Origin of the sequence: Actinophytocola sp., from assembly GCF_036002505.1 — a bacterium.
Taxonomy (GTDB): domain Bacteria; phylum Actinomycetota; class Actinomycetes; order Mycobacteriales; family Pseudonocardiaceae; genus DASYTH01.
This window is the reverse complement of sequence record NZ_DASYTH010000356.1, coordinates 17,464-35,989: the sequence shown is the minus strand read 5'-3', so window position 1 is coordinate 35,989 and position 18,526 is coordinate 17,464. Positions and strand designations below refer to the sequence as shown.

Here is an 18,526-nt window from a genome sequence, read left to right as displayed (position 1 = left end):
CCGTCGAAGGCCTCGACGATGAGATGGGCGTTGCAGCCGCCGAACCCGAAGGCGCTGAGCGCCGCGCGACGGCTGCCCGGCCACGGCTCGTTGGCCGTCAGCAGCCGCAGCGGGCCGGCGGACAGCTCGCCGATCGGGTCCGCGGCCCCTGCGGTCGCGGGGCGTATCCCGGCCTGGATGGCGCCGAGCAGCTTGAGCAGACCGGCGGCACCGGAGGCGGTCAGCAGGTGGCCGACGTTCGACTTGGCCGAGCCCAGCGGCAGATCGCGGTGCCCGGCGAAGAACGTGGCGGTCGCCCTGGCCTCGACGGCATCGCCGACCGGGGTGCCGGTGGCGTGGCATTCCAGCAGCGACACGGTTTCCGGGCCGAAGCCGGCCTGGTCGTACGCTGCGCGCATGGCCCGGATCTGGCCGTCCTCGGCCGGAACCAGGAACCCGCCGGTGCGCCCGTCGTTGGACAGGCCGACGCCGCGCAGCACACCGTGAATGGGCATCCTACCGTCGACGGCGTCGCGCAGCCGCATCAGTGCCACGATCGCCGCGCCCTCGGCGGGGACCAGACCGTCGGCCTGGCGGTGGAACGGCCGGCTCTGCCCGGTGGGGCTCAGGCCGCCGAGGGCCTCGAAGCCGAGGTGGATGATCAGCCCGTCGCAGCCGCTCACCGCTCCGGCGAGCATCAGGTCCGCCATACCATCGTGCAGCCGGTCGCAGGCGATCTTGATGGCGTAGAGCGCCGAAGCGCAGGCGGCCTCCACCGCCATCGCTCCCGCGCCGAGACCCAGGGCCCGTGCCGCGGTGTGCGCCGGAAGGCCGGCACAGAACCGCGACCGGGCGTCCACACCGGACACCTCGGGCAGAGTGGCGAGCAGGTCCGGGTGATCGGCCAGCCAGACCCGCGCGGCGTAGCCGGCCAGTCCCCGGCTGGGGAAGCCGAGGTTGCCCAGGATCAGGCCGGCCCTGGGGTGTGGCCCGTCGCGGCCGGCCTCCCGCAGTGCGGCCCGGGCCGCGTGCAGGACCCAACGCAGGGCCGGGTCGGAGGCCGCGACCTGTTCGGCATCGGTGTGGAAGCCGGTGGGGTCGAAGACCTCGTCGAAGCCCTGCACCGTCTGCAGGTTGACCCGGCCGTGCGCGATGTTGTCCCAGAACTGGTCCGGGTCCAGCGCGCCCGGCAGCACGCAACCCCGGCCGACGACCGCGATCGGCTCGAACGGTGCGATGAATGACTCATTCAGTGCGCCAGCCGCGATGAATGAGTCATTCATCGCACGTACGCCCTATCGGGCCGGCGAACCATGCTGACGCCGAGCAGCTCCGCGCGTGGCTCGCCGTCCTCGTCCAGCAGGACGATGTCGCACGACGACTGTCCCTCTGCGACGGTTCCGGCGCGCACCAGGCAGCGGAGTGGGCCCGGGGCCGGACCGGTGCGGTGCACGCGCAGCACGTCCACGGCCATCGGCAGGGTCGCGTCACCGGTGGCGTGGGACGCCCACAGCACCGCCGCCTGCAGGGCGCCGTCGACGGCCGCCGGGTCCGTCCACCAGGGACCGCCGGGCCAGCCCATGGCCCGCACCCCGAGCACCCGGGCGTCGGCGCCATCCTCGGAGATCGCGTCGAGCCGTTGCAGCGCTTGGAACCGGGGCCCGTGGAAGAGTGCCGAACTGCCGTAGACGGTGTCCACTGAGGACCCGTTGATCGCGGGCCAGGTACGCGTGCCGAGCGGCTCCGAGCCGGCCAGGCGCGCCCGGTAGTGTGCCCGGTCAGCCGATCTGAGCCGTAGCCCGGCCTGATCCCGGTCAATGGTGAAGCGGTGGCCCGCCGCCAGATCCGGCAGGTCGATGCGGTTGAGCACCCGCAGGTCGACGAGGGTCGGTTGGCGGGACGCGGCCATGAGCCACTCCGCCGCGAGGGCCAGCGGGAGCACCGGTGTCCCGGCCGGGGCATGGTCGGCGAGGTAGCCGTGCGTGCGTGCGTCCACCGCGATGCCGGGGCCCGTTCCGGCATCGATGAGCACGGAGGCCGGGTCGTCGGCCGCGTCGAGCTCGGCCACGAAGGCCCGGGCGCCGGCGTCCAGCGGGATGAGCGGCACGCCGCGATCTTTGAAGTGGGCCGCGAGCGACTCGGTGACCATGCCGCCTTCCCATGGGCCCCAACCGATCGAGCGGACCCGGCAGTTCGGGCGGAGCGCGCGCTCGGCGCACACCAGCTGGTTGAGCGTCTCGTTGGCCATCGCGTAGTCGCTCTGCCCCGGATTGCCGAAGCGGGCGGCGACGGAGGAGAACACGCACAGCAGCTTCAGCGGATCGAACGCGGTCGCCGCCAGCAACGTGTGCCAGCCGGCGACCTTCGTGGCGTACACCCGGTCGAACGCCTCGTCGGTCTTGCCGGCGATGACCTTGTCCGCGAGCACTCCGGCACCGTGGACGATCCCGGTGATCGGGCCCCATTCCCGGCGGGCCCGGTCCAGCTCCCGGTCCAGCGCCACCCGGTCGGTCACGTCGACGGCGGCGTAGCGGACCGTGGCCCCGGCCCGCTCCATCGCCGCGAGCGTGGCGCGGACCTCGCGCACGGCCAGGATTTCCCGCGCCCGGGTGGCCGCCTGCGCCGGTGTGCCGTTTTCCTCGGCCAGCAGCCGAATCAGCGCCTTCTCGTCACGGGCCCCGGCCAGCGAAGCGGGTTCGTCGGCGAGGACGGTGCGTCCGATCAGCAGCATTCGGGGACGGTGGGCCTCGGCCAGCGCGAGCAGCGCCGCGGCGGTCACACCCCGAGCGCCGCCGGTGGCGACCAGGACCGAGTCCTCCGTGACCGGCGCTACGCCGGCGACGACGGAGGCCTCCTCGTCGGCGAGGGTCCAGCGGGTTCCGTCCGCGCGCAGCCCCACGTCGAGCGTGGCACCGCCGGTCAGCAGTTCTTCGACGATCGCCGTGGCGACGGCGCGCTCGTCCCGGGTGCCGCGCTCGCAGTCGATGGCCTTCACCGCCGCGAGCGGCCACTCCAGCGCGGCGGTTCGGGCCAGTGCGGCCAGACCACCGAGGGGGGCGCGCTGCGAGCTGGGGTCCACGAGCCCGAAGCACCCGCCGGTGTCCTGCACGGAGACGAACACCCCACCCCGGTCGGTCATGCCGGCGGCCACGGTCCGGGCGATCCGGAAGGCGGCCCGGGTCGTCTCCGCGGCCCGGCGGGGGTTGGTCGGCGTGGCCATCCCGCCGAGCAGGATCACGCCCCGCGCCTCGGGTTCGGGGGAATCGCTGACCACGGCGGGGATGTCGCGGGAGGTGAGCTGCTCGACCATCGCCGCCGCCAAGCCGCTGCCGCCGTCGACGATGACCAGGGGGGAGCGGGTCAGTCCCGGCAGCGCCTGACCACACGCCGGTGCGGGGACGGGCTTGACCTGTAGTCGACGCAGTGTGGCGATCTCCTTGGGGTGCTCGGATCGCACCGCCGGCGGCCCGGGATCGCCATGGCCGCTGCGGTCGCGCCGAGCCGGGTGGTCACCGTTGCCGTCGCCGGCCCAGCGGACGATCTGGTCGAGCGTGCGCAGCTGGAACAGCTGCGCCATCTGCGGTGAGTCGGCCGGCGGCATGCCGGCGACGCGCTGGCGCACCGCGGCGAAGATCTCCACCTTCTTGATCGAGTCGATGCCCAGGTCCGCCTCGAGATCCATGGCGCCGTCGAGCATGTCGGCCGGATAGCCGGTCTTGTCGGCAACCACGTCGAGCAGCAGTCCAAGATCCAGCGCAGCAGCCGGTTCGGGCCCAGGTGCCGGCAACGACACCGCCGCGACCGGGGGCGGCGACACGAAGACGGGGGCCTCCTGGACCGGTGGCCGCGCGATCACCGGCGGGGGTGGCGGCACCGCAGGCCTACCGGCCGGGTCCGGGGGCGGCGGCGCTCCGGTGAACGCGGCGAACGTGTTCTCGGCCATGTGCAGGAACGCGCGGTGCGCCTCGCCGAGGACGTTCTGGAAGTGCATGTGCGCCTCGGCGGTCTGGCGCTGCAGTTCCGCCACCGCGGCCAGCCAGTCCGCATTCGGTTCGGGTGTCGGTTCGCGGAAATCGGGCATGGCGGCGGGCTCCTGGGGGACGGGGGCGGGAATGTCCGGTGGTGTGCGGTAGCCGGTTCCGTTGATGGTCACGGACAGGCGGGGCGGCGGTGCCGGAATCTCGTGGTGCGGCGGCCCGGGCAGGGTCATGGGCACACCCCGGGCGGCCAGGCGGGCCAGCGCCTCGTGCCAGGCGGTGACGCCGTCCCGGCCGCGCCTGTCCAGGCTCACCGCGAGATGGTCACGCTCGCCGAGGATCTGGCCGACCAGACCGGTGAGCGTGGATCCGGCGCCGACCTCGATGAACGTGCGCACGCCCGAGGCGTACATCGCCTCGATCTGGTCGTGGAACCGGACCGGCGAGGTCGAGTGCTCGGCGAGCCGGGCCCGCACGGCTTCCGGATCACGCTGGTACACCTGCGCGTCAGCATTGCCGTAGACATCGATCCCCGGCGCGGCAAGGGAAAGTCCGTCCAGAAACTGGCGGAGCGGCTGCGTCACCGGCTCCATCAGCGGGCTGTGGAACGCGGCGGAGACCGCCAACCGGCGTGCCGTGATCCCCTCGGCGGACAGCCGCGCCCGCACCGCCTCGACCGCGTCCGCGGTACCCGACACGACTGTCTGATGTGGAGCGTTGAGGTTCGCCAGCCACACCCCACCCGTGCCGTTGACGTCCGCCGCGACCGTCAACGCGTCCGCCGCGACGGCCAGCATCGCCCCCGGCTCACCGCCGGCGCGGGCCATCACCTCGCCGCGGAACCTGGCCAGCCGCAACAGGGTCGCGGCGTCCATGGCTCCGGCGGCGTGCAGCGCGACCAACTCGCCGAGGCTGTGGCCCGCGACGCAATCGGGTTCGATCCCGACCGCGGTGAGCATCGCCAGCAGGGACAGGCTGTGCGCGGCCAGCGCCGGTTGCGCCCAGCTCGTCCCGGTGAGCCTTTGCTGCTGCGCCAGGTGGTCCGCGTCGGTGAAAACCGGTGGCGGGAACACGACGTCGTGCAGGGCGAGGCCCAGGCCGGCGGCGAAATCCCAGATGTCCTGCGCCGCGGGGAAAGCCATCGCCACGTCGGCGCCCATGCCCACGTACTGCGCGCCCTGCCCGGGAAACAGGAACGCGACCAGTCCTGGCTCCGGCCGGCCGGGGTCGTAGCCCCGCGGCAGCTCGCTGATGGCGACCGGGAACCGCGGCGCCGCCCGGCCGTGGCGCTCCTCCAGCGCGACGTGGAAGTTGGCGCCGCCGAAGCCGAAGCTCGACACCGAGGCCCGGCGCGGGTGGTCGGCGGAGCGCGTCCAGGGCCGGGCGGACGTGTTGAGGTAGAAGGGACTGCGGTCGAGGCCGAGCCGGGTGTTGGGCTGCCGCACCTTGATGGTCGGCGGAAGAACCCGGTGATGTAGGGCCAGCACCGCCTTCACCAGCCCGGCCGCGCCCGCCGCCGCCTTGGTGTGGCCGATCTGCGACTTGACCGTGCCCAGCGCGCACCAGGGCCCGTCCTGCCGCCCGCTCCCGCCGAACACCTCGCACAGCGACTCGAACTCGGCGGCGTCCCCGGCTTTCGTCGCGGTGCCGTGGGCTTCGACCAGCTCCACCGTGTCCGGACCGTACCCGGCCGCCTCGTACGCCCTCCGCAGCGCCCGAACCTGGCCCTGCGGCATCGGCGCGTAGATCGCCCCGCCGCGTCCGTCCGAAGAGGACCCGATGCCGAGGATCACGGCGTAGATCCGGTCGCCGTCCCGCTCCGCGGCGTCGAGCCGCTTCAGCGCGATCATCGCCAGGCCCTCGCCGAGCATGGTGCCGTCGGCGTCCTCGGCGAACGGCCGCACGTCGCCGGTCGGCGACAAGGCCGGCGTCTTGCTGAAACACACGTACATCAAGGGATTGTTGGTCGCGTCGACCCCACCGGTGATCACCAGGTCGGCCTGCCCGAGCGACAGCTCGTTGACGCCTGCCGCGACCGCCGCCAGCGAGCTCGCGCACGCGGCGTCGACGGTGCAGTTCGTGCCGTGCAGGTCGAGCCGGTTCGCGATCCGGCCGGCCACCACGTTCGACAGCAGGCCGGGGAAGGTGGCCTCCTGCCACGGCACGTACCGCGCGGCGATCCGGTCGCACACCGCCTCCGCCGTCGCCTCGTCAATCCCCTGCTCGCGCAACGCCTTGCGCCACACCGGACGCTGGATCCGGGCGTCCATCGTGCCCACCCGGCTCAGCGTGGAGCTGCCGAGGATGACGCTGACCCGTTCCCGGTCCAGCGGTCCGGCGAGGCCCGCGTCGAGGTCGGCCAGCAGCTCGTCGGCGACCACCAGACCCAGCAGCTGACCCGGATCCAGCGCGGGCAGCGTGGCCGGCGGCAGCCCGTGCGCCAGCGGATCGAACTCGATCTCGGGCAGGAACGCCCCCCGGCGGCTGTACGTCTTGTCCGGCGCCGCGGGATCGGGGTCGTAGAAGTCGTCCGCCGACCAGTGCGTGGCCGGCACGTCGGTGATCAGATCCCGGCCGGTGACGATGTTGCGCCAGAACTCGGCCACGTCCCGGGCACCGGGCATCAGCGCCGCGAGGCCAACAATCGCAATCGGAGCAACGGGAGGCATCAGCATGGCGCTCCTCACGACAGCAGACGCGGACGGTAGCTGAATGCTTCATCGGGAACCGGCACGCCATAGCTACGCAACTGGTGCGCCCGTGTCACGGTGGCCGCGCCCTCGAGCAGGTTGAGCGCGATCTGGGTGACCGTGCGCCGCTCCGGTACGGCCAGCGGGCTGCCCGCGACCCAGCGATTGAACGCGCCGATCGCCGGCCCGCACCAGATCTGGTAGTCCGCCACCCGGGTCGGCTCGCCGTCGATCGCCCACCGGCTCGACAACCCGAGGTAGGAGCGGAACACCAGCGCCATCCGGTGCCGGGCGTCGCTCTCGGCGCGTTCGACCTCCCGGATGTCGCGCTCCGCCCAGAACCTCCGGGTGTCCGACCAGGCATCGGCGAAGCTGGCGCGCAGCACGTCCTTCTCGATCCGCTCGCGCACCGGCGCGGGGATCTCCTCCAGCGACGGGTAAGCCAGGTAGGCGTCGTACAACTGCTTGGCCCGCCCGGCGAACAGCGTGCCGCGCCGCAGCACCTGCACCCGCACACCGTGCTCGAACATGTCGGCGGCCGGCGCCATCACGACGTCAGACAGGTCGGCCTTGGCCAGCAACGCCTTCGCCGCATCCGACAGGCCGGCCTCGACGGCGAGCTGGTTGACGGTTCCGGTCAGCACGTAGGCCGCGCCCGCCGCGAACGCCGCCGCCACCGCGGCCGGATCACCGAGGCCGCCGGCCGCGCCGATCCGGACGGGCCGCGGGTAGCGGTGGCGCTGGGCCAACTGGTCGCGCAGCGCCCGCACGGCCGGAAGCACCACCGCCAGCGGCCGGTTGTCGGTGTGGCCGCCGCTGTCCGCCTCGACGGTTACATCCTCGGCGAGCGGAATCCGTTGTGCCAGGCGCGCTTCGTCCTCGGTGACCTGCCGGCGGTCCAGCAGGACCCGCAGAATCTCCGCGGGCGCCGGGGAAAGGAACATCTCGGCGACCTCGGGCCGCGAGACCTTCGCGAACAGCTGCCGGGCGCGGACGACGTCGCCGCCCCGGTCGGACCGCAGGCCCGCCACCGCGCACCGCACCACGGCCGGCGTCAGCTCCATGAACGCGGACGCCGACACCTTCGGCACATCCGCCCGCAGCAGCAGGTCGACCAGGCGATCCTCGTGCCCCGCCTCGGACGGGGTGTGGATCAGGTTCACCCCCCAGTTGCGCACCCCGCGCAACGTGGTGGCCAGCTCCCGCACCGCCCGCTCGATCGTGGGCAGCGCGAGCCCGGCCGCCCCGAAGAACCCCAGCAGCTCCGCCCGCGCCATCGCCACGACCAGCGACGTCGTCGCGATCCCATTGGCCATCTCCCCGGCCACGTAGGGAAACCGGACGCCGTGCACCCGGCCGAACGACCGGTCGCCCAGCCATTCCGGGTACATCGGCGGCAGCGAACCGAGCAGCTCGTAGCCGGCGCCGGAGGTCACCACGGTGCCGTGCAGCCCCACCCCAGGCTCGAGTCCGGCCGCGCCGCGGATGATGTGCAGCGGCTGCCGAAGCTGGCGCGTGCTCGCGACGATGCCGGCCGCGGCGAAATCGGCCGGCCGCCGCCCGGGCAGCCAGCGCGGCGCGGGCGGATCCGCTGTGGTGGCGGGCATGCCGGCGGCACGCCCGGGGCCGAATGCATCCAACGAACGTCCCCCCGGTCAGGTGTGGATTCGCCCACGCGCGCCCCGACTTCGCCGCAGACTCCGCACACGGTAACGCAACGCACGTTTGCGCTTCTGAAGGTGAGTACGCCCATTACTCACGACAGGCGCGATGGCGGCTCCTACCGTGAATCGGTCCCTCACGAAACGGGAGATATGTCATGCGTTTACGAACCATCGTGGCCGGGTGTGTCGTCGCGACCCTGTCGGCGTCGTTGACCGCGCCACCGGCTACCGCCGGCAACACGACCGGGCCGGCGTCCGGCAATTCACTGGCCACCGCATCCGCCGTGCTACCCGGCCGGGCCGCACCCGGTTCGACCCCGGAACGAAAGGCGGCGTGGGCGTCGCTCAACCCTGAGCAACAGCAACGGGTCCGTGACCTGTTCACGGCGCGGGTCGCTCCGGAGATCCGATCCGCCGCGGCGGCCGGCCAGTCCGCGCGACCGGTGCGCGATCTGCTCGCCGGCAAGGAAAACCACGGGCCGGCCGACAACGCGTTGCGCACGGTCGCCCAACCACTCAAGCCCTCGGCAGCCGTGGCGGAGTTCGACGACGACACCGACGGCCTGCCCGACGCGTTCGAGAACGGCGTCGCCGACGCCTTCACGCCCTTCTATCACATCTCGGCCGGCGAGCTGCCCGGCACCGGGTTCGCCATCCACGCCGACGGCGTGCCGCAGACGTCCGTCGTGCCCCTGCCGGCGGTCCCGCCGAAGAGCGACTTCCGCGTGCAGCCGCTCGGTTTCGCGTCCGACGGGTTCACCCAGTTCGGATTCCTGCGGATCGACTATCTCAGCTTGTGGAACCGGGACGACGGCCTGGATCTCGGCTGTGTCTCCTCCACGATCCTCGATCTGGTCGGCATCCCGGTCGGCGACGTGATCCGGGCGCTGAGCGGCCATCCCGAGGAGCAGGAACGATCGGCGGTGCTCGTCGCCGCTCCGGTGCCGGCGCCCGGCACGTTCAGCACCGACCCGGCCGCCTACAGCGCGTACGACTTCTTCACCACCGCCCATGAAGGCGTCTCGATCTTCGACCAGAGCATGTTCCTGGCCCCGAGCGCGCCGGTGCCGGCCGGCAACCACATCCAGCTGGCCAACGCGCGATCCAAGCACGGGACGTACGCGTTCAACCCCGACGGCTACCCGATCTTCCATCCCGCGGTGGTCGCCGCCGCCTACTCGACCATCGACTTCCTGTTCTTCGCCGAGATCATCGACGAGATCACCTATCTGGCCCTGCTGTTCCTGGCCGACGACCTGTTCTTCCTCTGCGTCGTCGAGCATTTCCAGGAGCAGGGCGGCTCCTTCGCCGGCCGGCGCACCAACGTCGGCGAGCCCGGCCGCCCGATCAACCAGTCCGGCTTCATCGAGGACCCCAAGGTCCGCGCCAAGCTCACCACGCCGCTCTGGATCTTCTGACCGCTGGTCACAGCACGGAAACGGCGGGCCACCGAAGGTTGCTTCAGGAATATTCCACGCTGCACGATTAATCGTGTTCTAGTCCTGCAGCGAGGGAGTAACCATGACGCCAGCCCCCTGGCGATGGGTCAGGTCCAGCCGATGCAGCCCGAGCGGAGACAACTGCGTGGCGGTCGGCCTCGGTCAACCCCTGGTCGGTGTCCGGGACACCAAGGCCGGGGACCGACCGCCGCTCACGTTTCCGCCCGCGCGATGGCTGGCGTTCCTGGCCCGGGTGACCACGGCCGGGCCGCACCCGCGACGGTGAACTTGACGGTGCGAATGATCAGTGCGGCCCTGGCCTATTCTTCGGGGGCGAACCGCGTTCCCCGAGCGATAGGTAGCAGTCTCCTTGGCCGACCAAGCCGCGCTACGCCGAAGACTCGGCCGCGAGCTCCGCAAGGCGCGGGAGGCCGCGGGGTTGACCCAGCGCGCCATCGGCGGTGTCCTCGGCTGCGGGCAAGCGAAGATCAACAAGATCGAGAGCACGGTCGCCGAGATCGATCCGGCCGAGCTCGACCTCATGCTCGACGCCTACCGGGTGAGCCCGGGCAAGGCCGATGAACTGCGCGCGCTGGCCGGCGAAAGCCGCCGCCGGGGTCGCGCCGGTCCGCCGCCGATGACCCCGGAGTTCGCCCAACTCAGCGATCTGGAGCAGAACGCCACGGAGTTGCTCAGCCTGCACAGCGAGCGCATCCCCGGCCCGCTGCAGTCCGAGCTCTACATGCTGCGCCAGTTCGGGTCCCAGGCGTTCAGCACTTCGGACGTGGTGGAGCTGGTCGAACGGCGGCAGGCCCGCACGACGCTGTTCACCGTCGACAACCCACCGCGCTACCGGGCCATCCTCAGCGAATCCTCGTTGCTCCGGATGCCGGGTGGGCGCCAGCCGGACCTGGAGGTCGACCAGATCGAGCACCTGCTCACCCTGGTCAATGCGCACGCCCAGCTCGAGCTGCGGCTGCTGCCGTTCACCGCGACGTCCGCCTTCGTCGGCACCGACTTCGTGCTGGCGCAGTTCGACGGTGAGGTGCCCGACTTCGCCTACGTCGAGTATCCCGGCGGCGGCACGCTGATAAAGGCTCGCAAGAATCTGACGGTCCTGCTCAAGCATTGGAACGAGCTTTATGAAGCGGCGCTCGGCCGGGACGAGACCATCAAATTCCTTGATCAAATGGCGGTGGACGCCCGGCACCGGTGGCAGGCGGCGCATGAGAGTTGACACCGTCCGTACCGGCGTTGTGATCGAATATTCGGAGCGGGTGGCCACATGATCGGCTGTGAAAGGACCGGCACCGTGCCCGACGAGCGGTCGGACCCAGGCTCTTTTGCCGGGCTCGACCTCACTCACCCCAGCGCGGCCCGGGTCTACGACTACCTCCTCGGCGGCTCGGCCAACTGGGCCATCGACCGCGAGTTCGGACAGCGCATCATCGACCGGCTACCGCTGTCGAAAGACATGGTGCTGGCGAACCGGGTGTTCCTGAACCGGGTCGTCCGGCACCTGACCAGGCTGGGGGTCCGGCAGTTCGTCGACATCGGCGCCGGCGTGCCGACCGCCGGGAACACCCACCAGGTCGCCGACCAGATCGCACCGGACACGCGGGTCGTCTACGTCGACAACGAGCCGGTGGCCGTGGCCCACGCCGAAATCATCCTCAACCGCGAAGGGGATCCGGACCGCCACGCCATCATCACCGCCGACCTCCGGGAGCCGGACGAGCTGTGGCACCGGGCGCGGGGCACCGGAATCCTCGACCTCGACCAGCCCATCGCCCTGCTGATGATCGCCGTACTGCATTTCTTCCACCCCGGCCCGGACGGCCTGGATTGCGGCGCCGAATCCGTGGCGCGTTATCGCGAACTGCTCTCACCGGGCTCCTATCTCGCCATCTCCCACCTCACCGACGACGGCATTCCGGCCGACCTGGTCACCAAACTCGACGACGTCAGAAAAATGTACGCAAGCTCGGTCAGCAGCCGCATTCTCTACCGGGCACGGGCCGAGATCAACGCCCTGTTCGGCGACTTCCCACTCGTTGACCCGGGTACGGTATGGACCCCGCAATGGCATCCGGAAGACTCCGGTTCGCTGGCGCCGAACATCGAGTTCTCGACCCCCGAGCAGGCCGCCGTATGGGCCGGGCTCGCCCGAAAACCCGTTCAATGAGGTGATCCGACGTTGCTTCCTTCGAGGGAGTGAACGTGACGTTCCTTGCCCTCCACGGCATGAACGTGCTCCCACACCCGAACACGGCAGACTCGCGTGAATCTTGCTGAGATCACGTCAATGACCACGGCCCTCGCCCGGTGTCCATAGTTTCGGCGCTCGGGCCCGGACCAATTTCGGCGCACCGGGCTGATCCGGGGCCGGCAGTTCCATGAGACCGTCGACGACGTCGACCAGGCCGCCCTCCCGCAGCCACACCGCACCGCCGTCCGGATCGCAGCGAAACGCCTTGGCATCACTCAGGTCGCGGATGGCAATGGCATCCGACCAGCCGTCGGGCCACACCCGCGCACCGGTGAGCAGCTCCAGCTCGTCCGACACCACTACCGGCTGAAAGTGCCAGCCACAATGGCGCAGGTCAAGCAAACGCCGGACCGAGTCGTCAGCGGAACCATGGCCGGTCCAGGTCATGTTCACGCGGTCGTACCAATCCTTCGTCCGAGGTGTTCTTTGGCCGGCAGGAGAGCACGACAACTATAGGACAATCGCGTCGATTATTCCAGTACGTCCGATTATTCCAGCTAGGCGCCGTGACATCGTTGACATCAGGGAACTGCGCGACCGATTGCGTTGACCGGCTACTTCCGGATGAGGCGGCCCTACCATCGGAGGGCGCCAGTTGCCAAACCGTGCGGCTGATCAGTGGATGTCCCACCGCTCCCCTCGATGCCTACGCTGTGTAGGGGGTCGATTACATTTGACAGGAGTCGGCATGCGCCACAGATCGAAACGATTTGCCTTCAGTGCCGCGGGAGTGGTCGTCACTCTCGTCGCGGCATTGCTGACGACGCAATTAGCCAGCAACAACACCGCCGCCGCGACGGCACGATCGGTGTCGACCGGCGAGATCGCGGCGGGCGTCCTTTCCGTGAGCCAGAGCTACCCTGGTGGCTTACCCGCGCTGCTGGGTCTGTTCGCCACGGGTGAGTGCGCCGGCGCCGAGTCGTACGACAGCGCGCCGCCGGCCTGCCGCTCGATTCTCGACCGGATCAGCCAGGCGGGCGCCGGCCAGCAGTTTCCCGAGAGGATTCCGGATGTGGCAGACGAACCGGACGACACCCCGGCGCCGGAGGAACCCCGCGACCCCACCGACACGCTCACCCCGGAGCTGATCGACGCGATGGAGGCGGCCGGGGCCCCGGCCGACCTGATCGAGGGGCTGCGCCAGGATCCGCCGGTGCTGCCGGAGCAGTACCGGACGTGGTTCGGCTTCCCGGACGACCAACCGCCGCCCGACCCGACCCCGACGAGCACCGTGCTGCCGCCGCCGACCTCGACCACCCGGACCAGCCTGCCGACGACGATCACCACGGACACCAGCACCACGATCACGGAGCCGACGACCACCACCACCACGCTTCCGTCGACCACCACGACGGTCCCGACGACCACCACCACCGTTCCGTCCACCACCACGACGGTCCCGACCACCACGACCACGGTCCCGACCACGACCACCACCGGGCCGACCACGACGACCACCACGGTGACCCTCCCGACGACGACCACGACCTCCACCACGACAACGACGGCCGCGCCGCCACCGCCGCCGGACCCGTTGCTGGTGGCCGTCGGCGACTCGGTCACCTCCGGCCACGAGGCCCGTCCCCCGGCGATCGGGCCGGTGTGGCGCACCACGTGTGACGACCCGGGATTCAACGCGGCCAACCCGGGCTCGAGCTGGGCCGGCGTGCTCCGCGGCCTGATCGGCGTCGCGTGGCCGCGCTACTTCAACTTCGCGCACAGCGGCTCGTCGACCACCGACGTGCTCACCACCGTGCCGTACACCAACCCGTGCGGCGTCGTCTCGCAGCCGGTCGTGCCGCAGATCGGCGACGCCACGGCGGTTCTGCGCCGCTGGCCGAGCCGGCCTGGTTGGGCCAACGTCGCCGTCGCCACCGCCGGCATCAACGACACCAACTGGGTTCCCACGGCGACCCAGCTCGTCTCCCGCCAGCTGGGCTTCCCGGTCACCCAGTGGGTCGCGCCGGCGCCGCGCTGGGCCGTCGCCAACCGCGTCGCGTGCAACGACTGGGTGTTCGGCAACCCCGCCGGCAACCCGGGAGCCCCGCCGGGAGCGGTCCCGCCCGCCTGGAACGGCGTCGCGGTCTCCGGCGTCATCACCGCCAACGTCGCCAACATCGCGCTGCAACTGATCACCGCCGACCCCGGCGCGCAGGTCCGCCAGTTGCTCTACTACATCTGGGCCCGCGACGCCAACCTCCCGGCGAACTGCGTCCAGGCCGCGCAGCGGGCCACCGGGATGCTCAACGGCTGGATCCAGATCGGCATCCTCATCGCACAGATCGTCTGGGCGTTCTTCGGCGGGAACGCCAACCGGATCCAGGCCGTCTGCGCGCTGGGTTGGTTCAACGGTCCGGGATTCGTCCAAATGCGACTGATGTCGTGGGGCATCCCGAACTGGGCCTTCCTCCCCGGCTGGCCACACCCCAACGCCGCCGGCCGCGGCGCCCTCGCCGGTTGCGTCAACGGAACCCTGCCGAGAGCCCCCGGCGGAGGAATCGCGTAACCCGCTGTACCGCCTCTCCTTGACAGGAGTTGGACTATTCAACACTGAAACTATCCGACATTGAAGTCCTGCCAGCGGGTGCCGTCGCGGGACCAGGTGTACTGGCCGGATGTGCCGCCGAAACTGGCGATGTAGCCGATCCGGGTCCATCTCGCGTGGCGGGCCGGGCCCGGGTTCTGGTGGAAGGTCGCGGCCCCGTCGGTGCTGACGTAGGTGCCGCCGTCCTGGCTGGTGACGGTGACCGAGCCGTCCGGTGCGGCCATCAGGGTGCCGGCGATGGAGCGGGGTTGGCTGCCGTCGCGGGCCTGCCAGGCCACCGTCCACGTGACGCCGCCGTCGGTGCTGCGGAAGATCGCGAGCAGGCCGGCGGCGGTGTCCGGCAGTTGCCCTACCGCCGCCGCGTACAGCGCGTTCGGTGTGGCGGTGACCGCGATGCCGGCCTGCGGGGTGCCGGTGAACGGCGGCAGCGGGGTGACCGTCCAGCCGCGCCCGGCGTCGCGGCTCACCGCCAGCAACCAGCGCCCGGTGGCCGGATCCTGGCCGGAGGCCCACCAGCCGCCGTCGGCCGCCGGGATCCGCCCTGGTGCCAACTGATCCAGGGCCGGCGGGTTCGCCAGGATCGCCGACCGGCCCGAGTCGGGGAGCGTGACGAGCAGCTGGCCGGGGCCGCGGCACGCCGAGGTGACCACGAAGCAGCGGGTCTCCAGCACCGCGTCCGCCGGGATGGCCGGCACGCTCATATCCGGCTCGACCGGCACCCGCTGCCAGGTCAGCGCGGAGTCACCGCTGTACCACCGCTCGGTCCGGGCCTCCACCACCACCTTGCTCGGGCCCAGCGTCTGGATCCGGCGATCCAGCCTGGGGACGGAACTGTCGCCGGTCGCGGGCAGCCGGCTCTGGATGGCCCACCGCACGCCGTTCTCGGTGTAGAGCACCTCGGTCGTGCACGGGCCCGCCCCCGAACGGACCGGGCAGACCGCCCGCAGCGCGTACCCCTGCACCTGCCCGTGGAGGTCGACGTCGACGTCGTAGACGAAGGAGGTGGTCGGCTCGACGGCCGGCCCGGTCGTGTCGTCCGGCTCCTCGTCCGGCACCGGCCGCAAGCCCGTACGCACCAACGGAATCGTCGCGCCGACCAGCACCACCGCCAGCGCCACGCCGAGCCTGCGGCGGCGCAGCGCCGCGAACCACCTCGCACCCGCCATCCAGCACCTCCACACCGCCGGACTCACGATAGGCACGAAACCCGCTAGCGTGGTGCGCCGTGAGCGCCCGTGAACGGATTCAGGAACTCGCTGCCCAGGTCACGACGCTGCGTGACGCCTATTACCGGGGTGCGCCGCTGGTGGCGGACGCGGAGTACGACGCGATCGAGGACGAGCTGCGCGGGTTGATCGAGGCGCATCCGGAGTGGGCGCCGGAGCCGAACCCGCTGGAGCAGGTGGGCGCGCCGGGCGTGTTGCACGCGCCGGTCCGGCACTCGCGGCCGATGCTGTCGCTGGAGAAGGCGACCCGGCCGGAGCAGGTGGAGGCGTTCTTCGCCCGCTTTCCCGGCCAGCCGGTGGTGGTGATGCCGAAGCTGGACGGGTTGTCGCTGGCGCTGGTGTATGAGGACGGCCGGCTGGCGCGGGCGGTCACCCGGGGGGACGGGACGACCGGCGAGGACGTCACCGTCCTGATTCGGGCGCTGGCCGACGGGATTCCGGAGCGGGTCGACGCACCGGGCCGGGTGGAGGTGCGCGGCGAGGCGGTGATGCTGCGTTCCACGTTCGCCGCCTACAACGCCGCGCATCCGGACCGGCCGCTGATCAACCCGCGCGGCGGCGCGGCCGGCACGCTGCGGGCCAAGGATCCGGCCGTGGTGGCCGAGCGGCGGTTGCGGTTCTTCGCCTTCGACCTGGACACCACCGGCGACCCCGCCGGTGCCGGCGCCGACCTGGAGGCCGGGTTGCGCGCGCTCGGGTTCGACGCCGCCGACATGCGCCACTGCGCCGACCCGGCCGCCGCGCAAATCGTGATCGAGCAGATTGAGTCGGGGCGCAACGATCTCGACTACGACCTCGACGGCGCCGTGCTGCGGCTGGCCAACCGCGACGCCTATGCCGCCGCCGGCACCCGCTCGGCCTCGCCCCGCGGCGCGCTGGCCTACAAGTTCGCCGCCGAGGAGAAGACCACGGTCCTGTCCGATGTGCTCTGGGACGTCGGCAAGACCGGCAAGATCGCCCCGGTCGCCGCTTTGGAGCCGGTGTTCGTCGGCGGCACCACGGTCACCCGCGCCACCCTGGCCAACCAGGAGGTGATCCGCGCCCGCGGCATCAGGATCGGCGACACGGTGCTGGTGCGCCGCGCCGGCGACGTGATCCCCTTCGTCGCCGGCGTACTCGACGCCTCCCAGCGCACCGGCGCCGAACGGGAAATCGTGCCGCCTGCCGTGTGCCCCTCCTGCGGGCAGGCGGTGGTCGAGCAGGGCAACAGCCGTGAACTGTTCTGCACCAACGTTTCCTGCCCTGCCCAGACCGTCCGCCGGCTCGTGCACTGGGCCTCCCGCGCCGCGGCGGACATCGAGGCCATCGGTCCGGTGTGGATCGAACGGCTCGCCGAAGCCGGGCTCCTCGAACACCCCTCCGACTTCTACACCCTCACCACCGAAACGCTGCTGGAGTTCGACCGCATCGGCGACATCTCCGCCCAGCGCATGATCGAGTCCATCGACGCCAGCCGCCAGGTCGGGCTGCGCCGGGCACTGATCGGCCTGGCCATCCCCATGGCCTCCGAAGGCACCGCCGCTCGCCTGTGCCGCTCAGGTTTCGGCTCGCTCGAGGAGATCGCCGACGCCGGCGAGGAACGGCTCGTCGCCGTCGAGGACATCGGACCCAAGGTCGCCGCCTCCCTCACCGAGCACCTCACCCGCCTCCGGCCCGAAATTCACCGCCTGCGCGAGCGCGGCGTCTCCCTCGACGTCCGCGACGAGGACCTCCCACCCGTCATCGCCGCCGGCGCACCCCTGGCCGGCAAAACCGTCGTCATCACCGGCGCGATCAGCGACCCCCGCTCCGGCGAGAAAGTCCCCCGCCCCACATTCCAACGCCTCTGCGAAAAAGCCGGCGCCACCACCGCCTCCTCCGTCTCCGCCAGCACCGACCTGCTCATCACCGGCGCCGACGTCGGCGCCGGCAAACTCACCAAAGCCGAAAAACTCGGCGTCGAAATCGTCGACCAAGCAGTGATCTGGCAACAACTCATCGCAGCCGGAATCACCTGACTCAGCCGCCGGCGCTGATCAGGTCCAGCAGCAGGCGGGCCAGCTCGTCGGGCCGGTTGACCGGAACCATGTGGTTGGTGTCGATCTCCCGGTACCGCCAGGCGGGCGAGTTCCGGACCCGGTCGGCGGCCAGCCAGAACGGCCCAGGGGGGTTCGTGCGCGCGTCCGCGGTCGCCTTGACGTAGGTGCGGGTGCACGGGTAGTCCTCGACCGGACGCGCCAGCCGGACCGGCTCGGTGAACGTGCCGACGGGTTGCGGCGTGCGCCGCCGGGTGACCCACGCGCCGACCTCCGGGTCGTCGAACTCGCGCATCAATGGCGCGACCAGCCAACTGGCCCCCAGCTCAGGCAGCCGCCGCCCGAACCCGTTCGAAACGGCACCCTCGACCGACTCACCGTCCCGGGGAACGAACGCGTCGAGATAGACCAGATGCCGGACCCGGTCACCGAGGTACTCCAACGCACCGCTGATCACGAACCCGCCGTAGGACCAGCCCAGCAACACGATCTCGGACAGATCCTCATAGCGCACGGCATTGACCACATCGGTGATGTGCGTGGTCAGGCACACCTGAGGACTGACCAGGTGAACCCGTTCACCGATACCGGTCAGACTCGGCGTGAACACCTCATGCCCGGCCGCCCGCAACGGCCCGCGAACCCGGCGGAAGTCGTGCGCGCCACTCCACGCCCCGTGAACCAGAACGAATGTCGCCATCTGCCTTCCGTTCCCTTCCGGC

At 71.2% G+C, this 18,526-nt stretch carries 12 protein-coding genes; 6 read left to right on the top strand and 6 right to left on the bottom strand.

Going from position 1 to position 18,526, the window contains the following annotated elements; genetic code table 11:
- The 3 genes from VGR06_RS31065 to VGR06_RS31055 all read right to left on the bottom strand — a co-directional run.
- Positions 1 to 1,262, bottom strand: a 1,262-nt coding sequence (locus tag VGR06_RS31065) for a polyketide synthase (protein ID WP_327562725.1), incomplete at its 3' end; no start/stop codon positions are given.
- The gene (locus tag VGR06_RS31060; protein ID WP_327562724.1) at positions 1,259 to 6,625 is read right to left on the bottom strand and encodes an SDR family NAD(P)-dependent oxidoreductase; all 5,367 of its coding nucleotides are present in this window, start codon (positions 6,623 to 6,625) and stop codon (positions 1,259 to 1,261) included. The genes VGR06_RS31060 and VGR06_RS31065, both read right to left, overlap by 4 nt.
- 14 nt (positions 6,626 to 6,639) lie before the next feature.
- On the bottom strand, positions 6,640 to 8,253 hold the full coding sequence (locus tag VGR06_RS31055; RefSeq protein ID WP_327562723.1) for a PfaD family polyunsaturated fatty acid/polyketide biosynthesis protein: 1,614 nt from the start codon (positions 8,251 to 8,253) through the stop codon (positions 6,640 to 6,642).
- A 212-nt stretch (positions 8,254 to 8,465) separates the two neighbouring features.
- Here VGR06_RS31055 and VGR06_RS31050 point away from each other — a divergent pair, with 212 nt between their 5' ends.
- The 4 genes from VGR06_RS31050 (at position 8,466) to VGR06_RS31035 (ending at position 11,934) form a co-directional block, all read left to right on the top strand.
- Positions 8,466 to 9,728 (top strand): hypothetical protein, encoded by a 1,263-nt coding sequence (locus VGR06_RS31050; protein ID WP_327562722.1) that lies wholly within the window; start codon positions 8,466 to 8,468, stop codon positions 9,726 to 9,728.
- A gap of 103 nt (positions 9,729 to 9,831) precedes the next feature.
- Complete coding sequence (locus VGR06_RS31045) at positions 9,832 to 10,035, top strand: DUF397 domain-containing protein (protein WP_327562721.1); 204 nt, start codon at positions 9,832 to 9,834, stop codon at positions 10,033 to 10,035.
- 84 nt (positions 10,036 to 10,119) lie between these two features.
- Positions 10,120 to 10,986 (top strand): helix-turn-helix transcriptional regulator, encoded by an 867-nt coding sequence (locus VGR06_RS31040; protein ID WP_327562720.1) that lies wholly within the window; start codon positions 10,120 to 10,122, stop codon positions 10,984 to 10,986.
- Between the two features lie 48 nt (positions 10,987 to 11,034).
- Positions 11,035 to 11,934, top strand: a complete 900-nt coding sequence (locus VGR06_RS31035; RefSeq protein ID WP_327562719.1) for an SAM-dependent methyltransferase — start codon at positions 11,035 to 11,037, stop codon at positions 11,932 to 11,934.
- A 117-nt stretch (positions 11,935 to 12,051) separates the two neighbouring features.
- Here VGR06_RS31035 and VGR06_RS31030 read toward each other — a convergent pair whose 3' ends face one another.
- Positions 12,052 to 12,405, bottom strand: a complete 354-nt coding sequence (locus VGR06_RS31030; RefSeq protein WP_327562726.1) for a hypothetical protein — start codon at positions 12,403 to 12,405, stop codon at positions 12,052 to 12,054.
- Positions 12,406 to 12,706: 301 nt separating this feature from the next.
- Here VGR06_RS31030 and VGR06_RS31025 point away from each other — a divergent pair, with 301 nt between their 5' ends.
- Positions 12,707 to 14,524, top strand: a complete 1,818-nt coding sequence (locus tag VGR06_RS31025) for a hypothetical protein (protein ID WP_327562718.1) — start codon at positions 12,707 to 12,709, stop codon at positions 14,522 to 14,524.
- A gap of 50 nt (positions 14,525 to 14,574) precedes the next feature.
- On the opposite strand, the gene VGR06_RS31020 is transcribed toward VGR06_RS31025, so the two are convergent.
- Positions 14,575 to 15,729, bottom strand: coding sequence for a hypothetical protein (locus VGR06_RS31020; protein ID WP_327562717.1), 1,155 nt, complete (start codon positions 15,727 to 15,729; stop codon positions 14,575 to 14,577).
- A gap of 59 nt (positions 15,730 to 15,788) precedes the next feature.
- On the opposite strand from VGR06_RS31020, the gene ligA reads away from it, so the two are divergent.
- A complete protein-coding gene (ligA, locus tag VGR06_RS31015; protein ID WP_327562716.1) occupies positions 15,789 to 17,786 on the top strand; it encodes an NAD-dependent DNA ligase LigA in 1,998 nt (665 codons plus the stop codon).
- Position 17,787: 1 nt separating this feature from the next.
- On the opposite strand, the gene VGR06_RS31010 is transcribed toward ligA, so the two are convergent.
- Positions 17,788 to 18,504: an alpha/beta hydrolase gene (locus VGR06_RS31010; RefSeq protein ID WP_327562715.1), complete on the bottom strand. Its 717-nt coding sequence runs from the start codon at positions 18,502 to 18,504 to the stop codon at positions 17,788 to 17,790.
- Positions 18,505 to 18,526 lie beyond the last annotated feature (22 nt).